The sequence below is a fragment of the Ancylomarina sp. genome (assembly GCF_041555295.1).
Classification (GTDB): Bacteria; Bacteroidota; Bacteroidia; order Bacteroidales; family Marinifilaceae; genus Ancylomarina.
Genome location: NZ_JBFFKR010000233.1, coordinates 1 through 5473, shown reverse-complemented (window position 1 = coordinate 5473; position 5473 = coordinate 1). Strand labels below are relative to the sequence as shown.

The window sequence follows — 5473 nt, the reverse complement described above, 5'->3', positions numbered from 1 at the left end:
TTGAATGGACATTGAATACTGATGCTTGTACGATTGAAGCTGGAGACTATGTGAAAGTTGTTGATACTGGTAATACTAGGCTTGAAGCTGTAGACTGCGATGGGGAGGCAATATGGTATAGTCCTAGTATTGATATTTCTGCTTATACGAATATTAGTATATCTGGATTAATCGCAGAATTAGGCTCATCGGGAACTATTACAAGTAAGTACATTAAGCTCTATTATAAACTGGATGGAGGTTCTGAAATTTTAATTGGAGAGTTGCTTGGTAATCAAGTTTCACCAAATCCCAACGCGTTTACAGTAAACACTAATATTATTGATGGGGTTAGTTTACAGGTAGTTGTGAGGATGAAGTTAACAGTTGCTTCTACAAATAAAATCTATATAGATGATATTGCTGTTATTGGAACTCCAATAGTAATTTCAAACGATGCATTAACTCAGGTTTTAGAACCGACAAGTCAGGTTTCTCCTCAAAATATAAGTTCGATTGCGAATGATATAAACTCTGCTCAGACATTATTGAGGTTTAAATTGACAGAACCCAATGGTCCTGACGATCTGAATACCAAAATTGCTTCTATTAAGTTTACTAATGTGGCAACAGAAAATATAGCAGATCTCTCAAGTCAGTTCGTAGGATTTGCCTTGCATAATGGAACAGATTTTATTCCGACTAGTTCAGTAAGCATAAATTCTGATGAACTTATAATGAATTTCGCTGAGGGGGATTTTACTCTTCCCGACGATTCTTCCCAAGAATATGAACTAAGAGCTTATTTAAAGTCTGCTGGAATTATTGATGGAAAGAAAGTGAAGTTAGAATTAGCAGCAGGAGCATCTGGCATCACAACTTATGAATCAGGATCGAGATTTGATGCTGCTAGTAGTATTGCTGTGACTTCTTCCGAACATCAAATTTCAGTTGTAGCAACTAATGTGAATTTCACGACTATACCAACAAGCAATATTATAAAGAATTCGAATTTTTCGGTTTCTTTAAATGCGACTGATGTTAATGGGAATATTGATTTGGATGCTGCTCAGAATGTAGATCTAAATCTTGACTTTGGTGGAGGTGTTTTGGGAGGAATTCTCTCAAATAGTTTGACGTTAGGGCAAGTTGAGTTTGCAGATATTTCTTATAATGAAGCTGGTGATATTAGATTAAACGCTTCAGCAATAGGGTTGAATATTGCTATCTCTTATCCGATTTCAATAATCAGTTCTCAGTCCACAGATCTAACTATTCCTGTATGGACACCATCTGTATCGAAAATATCCTCTTTAATAAATTCTCTGGAAGATGCGATTGAGGTTTTTCGTTTTTCAGTGAATGATAAAGGGGATGATTTAGAATCGACAATCTTAAATTCTCTACGCTTATTGTCAGGAGACAATAATACTGTGAATTGGGAAGAAACCATAGCTGGTTTTGTCATAAAAATTGGAGATGTTAGTCTTGACGCAGCCTGCAATTTTGATAATTCAAGTTTGAATATTAGCATATCTGATACGGAATTGTTGAGGGTGATTTCTGAAGGGACTAGTCGAGAATTATCTGTTTACGCTTATCTTAAAAATAAGGTAGAAGATGGACAAGTCCTGCAAATGAAGATGGCGAATACACATGAAGGATGGTCAACAAGTGGGAGTGGTCTGGTTCCAAATTTCATAGGAGATTTGTTTGGTCCTGAATTAACTATAGAGGTTGTTGGAACACATTTGCATTTTAAATCAGTCCCTTCAGAAGATGTTGATTTTTCGTCAAATTTTCGGGCAGATATTGAGTTGACTGATCTTAATGAGAATCTGGATTTGGATGCGACTCAGAATGTGAACATATCGGTTATTCAAGGTAAGGGAAGCCTGGCTGGAACATTGGATAAAAATTTAATCTCGGGAGCTATAAGTTTTGCTGATTTGTTATATAATTATTCTGAGTCAATTAGGCTCTTAGTGACTGGAGAAGGCTTGCATAGTGGAGAATCAGAGATGATAAATATTCTGGCATCAAAATCGACATATGCCAAGGTGGTTAATTGGATACTAGAAGACATTAATATTTCATCACTGTCCGTTTCTGAAGCCGATTTTCAAGAGGTTTTTCGATTTCAAGTTTCTGATACAGGTGATGATCAGGTTTCTAGTGTGTTGAAAACAATCCGGTTGATATCTGGTAATATGAATACACTTAATTGGCAAGATGATATTGGCGGTTTTTGTTTGAAAATTAATGATGAAATTGTTGACGCTGAATATATGAGCAGCGAGAATGATCTCATTATTACTTTTGCAGAGTCTGAAGTTTTGTCAATAATTCCCGATGGAAATACGATAGAGTTATCACTATTTCTTTATTTGACCGAAAATTCAACAGACGAGACTGTTTTTCAAGCAGCAATTGAAAAGATACATTCAATGTGGGAGGTGAGTGGTAGTGGTTTAATTAATGAATTTACAGAAAGCTTAGTTGGAAATGGCTTTGTAGTTGATGTGGTCGGAACTGAGCTTAGTTTTATCAATAAACCTCCTAAAGTCCTTAGCCCAAATTCCAATTTTGGAATGGAACTTAAAACGACAGATAAGTTTGGAAATCGAGATTTGAATTCTCTTAATGAAGCTCGGGTTTCTTTAGCTGCCGGCACAGGATACTTGACCTCAAACACGGGATTGAGCGTAAATATGATCGGAGGAAAATATTCATGGACGGATTTGACTCACGATAAAGCCGAGAACTTCACTCTGATGGTAGAAGTCGATGAAATGAATCCTGTAATGAGTGATAATATATCTAGCTTGGATGCGAATTCAACCGTCGTTAGTTCAGAAGTTCCAATTGTTTCGAAGGAATTGAATCCTCTTGTCATAACACCAGATAATTCAGAAGTTGTTCTCAAGTTTTCCATCAAAGATACAGCTACTTTCGATCAGGCTCCTACAATTATAAATTCTATGAAATTTTATAATAAACTAGTTGGTTTAGGCTTGGATTGGAAGAACCATCTTGCTGGTGCTGTCATAATGAGAAATGGAGAGGTATTAGCTAAAACAAGAAAAATAGAAACAGAGTCTATTTCATTTAGCTCATTGGATATTGAAGTTGCAAATGGAACTGAGACTGATCTTGAATTGGGAATTTATTTTAAAAAGAGCTTATTACCCGATCATGCCAAATTTCAAGTTGAGATTAGAAAAGATCATGATTGGAAAACGTCTACAACAGCTTCTTCTCTAATGGCTGAATTCTCAGAGAATATTCAATCGGCCTTACATTATATTGAAATCAATTCAGATCGGTTGAGTTTTGTTTCTTGCCCCACAGGGATTGCTTCAGATGATACATTTGCTCTAATAATTGCAGCCGTTGATGAGTATCAGAATATCGACATTGACAAAACTTCTTTGCTCAACCTAAGTTTGACATCAGGTGAGGGATCTTTATCCCAAGAGGGATCTATTGGGTATCTGGCAAATGGAATTTTAGAGATTACAGATTTAACTTATTCAGGCAATCAGACGTTCGAATTATCTGTGAGTGGCGATTTAATGGCTGCTAATCAGTCAATATTTGTGCAAGAAGAGTCTCTGGTTTTATTTGATGATTTTGAATCTCAGAGTTTAAGTGCATGGGAAAATACTTCGGATTGGACATCATCTTCTTATTTGTTAATTAATGGCTCTTATAGTTTAAAACATAACCTGACTAATGCGATTGGGAAGAGCTTTATAGCACAACCTTTGGATAATATTCATATAGGTTCTGAATCGATCTATTGGGAATTTATTCTTAAAAACTCAGATTGGGATCCTACATCGTCGAATAAGTTTGTTTTTCATTTATTGATGGATTTTAATAATCCAGATTTAGCTGATAACTTATACTCAGTGGGGGTGAATATGTCAGGATCGGATGACAAATTAAGTTTATGGAAAACGAATGATGAGGATTTAGAGCTTTTGATAAAGTCCGATTTTGATTGGAATGAAGATGAAACTGTTGCTGTGAAAGTTGAATATACAGCAAAAGGAGAGTGGAAGTTTTATTATAATCGTTTGGGCGAAAAGAATAATTGGTTAGAAGCTGGAATTGCATTTTCAGAAGTTGAAGGTGATGTTGAAACTTGGTATTCTGGATTGGAGTTTAATTTCGAAACGGCATCACGTGCTGGAGAATTTTGGTTCGATGACATCAAAGTAGAAAGTTATAATACAGCACCATTTTTGAAAACATATGCTGTTTTTTCTGATTCAATAGTCCTTGATTTCTCAGAGGATGTAAATTTTATAGAGTCTTCTAAATTTGAAAATTTTGTATTAAAACGCGATGCAGAACTTGTCTTGTTTAAGGAGGTTAAAGCAACCGGAAAGAAGAATCAACTCGTTTTAGTGGCAGAGAATAAGTTCATAACAGGTCAGTATAAGTTGCAAATAAGCGAGATTGAAGATCTTCAGGGAGCTGTTTCTATGCCTGAGGAATTAGCATTTGATTTTTTTGAAGAGGCAAAAATACATGATCTCGTAATCAACGAAATATTAGCTGATGAAACTCCTATCGTGGGCTTGCCAGAATATGAATTTATTGAGATTTATAATGCCAGTGATTATCCTATCAATGTTAAGGATTATAAACTGAAGGTTGGTGGTTCAGAGAAAACACTTTCAGGTTTTGAGATTCAAGCTCATGATTATTTAATTCTCTGTTCCAATGCGGCCTCTGAATTGTATCGTGAGTTTGGGAATTCTCTGGGGGTCAGTAGTTTTACAAGTTTGACTAATTCAGGTACGAGTATTTCTGTAGAATCTTCATCAGGCGTATTGCTTGATCAAGTCACCTATTCATCAGATTGGTATGGTGATAATGAAAAGAAAAATGGAGGTTGGAGTTTAGAGCGAATTGATATTACTAATTTTTGCTCAACGGCTAGCAATTGGGCGGTTTCAGAAAATATAAAATGTGGGACACCGGGGAGTGAAAATTCGATAAAAGGAATTTACGAGGATAATATAGCCCCCGTTTTAAAATCTCATGTTTTACTGTCAAATCAGGAATTACAAGTGGAGTTTTCGGAAAGCACAAATGAAGATGCGGCACTTTTTCTTTCAAATTATACGATTGAAGGCAACTTAGTTTCATCAATTATTAAGGAATCATCTAATGTTTTAAGACTTCATTTTGAAAACGCATTCCAAGATGGTGAGATTCAGAAATTGAGGATGAATAATCTAACCGATGAGTGCGAGAATTCTCAGGAAATTAGTGTCGATTTTCTGTGGCACGATATTCATGAGTATGATATTGTTATCAATGAGATATTTGCTGATGAAACCCCTATTGTAGGTTTGCCAGAATATGAATTTATTGAGATTTATAATGCCAGTGATTATCCTATCAATGTTAAGGATTATAAACTGAAGGTTGGTGGTTCAGAGAAAACACTTTCAGGTTTTGAGATTCAAGCTCATGA

General features: G+C 35.6%; 1 protein-coding gene. It reads left to right on the top strand.

Translation table 11 applies throughout. From position 1 onward, the window contains the following. Positions 1-5473 (top strand): lamin tail domain-containing protein (locus ABY905_RS13515; RefSeq protein WP_372644753.1); only part of this gene is annotated, 5473 nt, incomplete at both ends.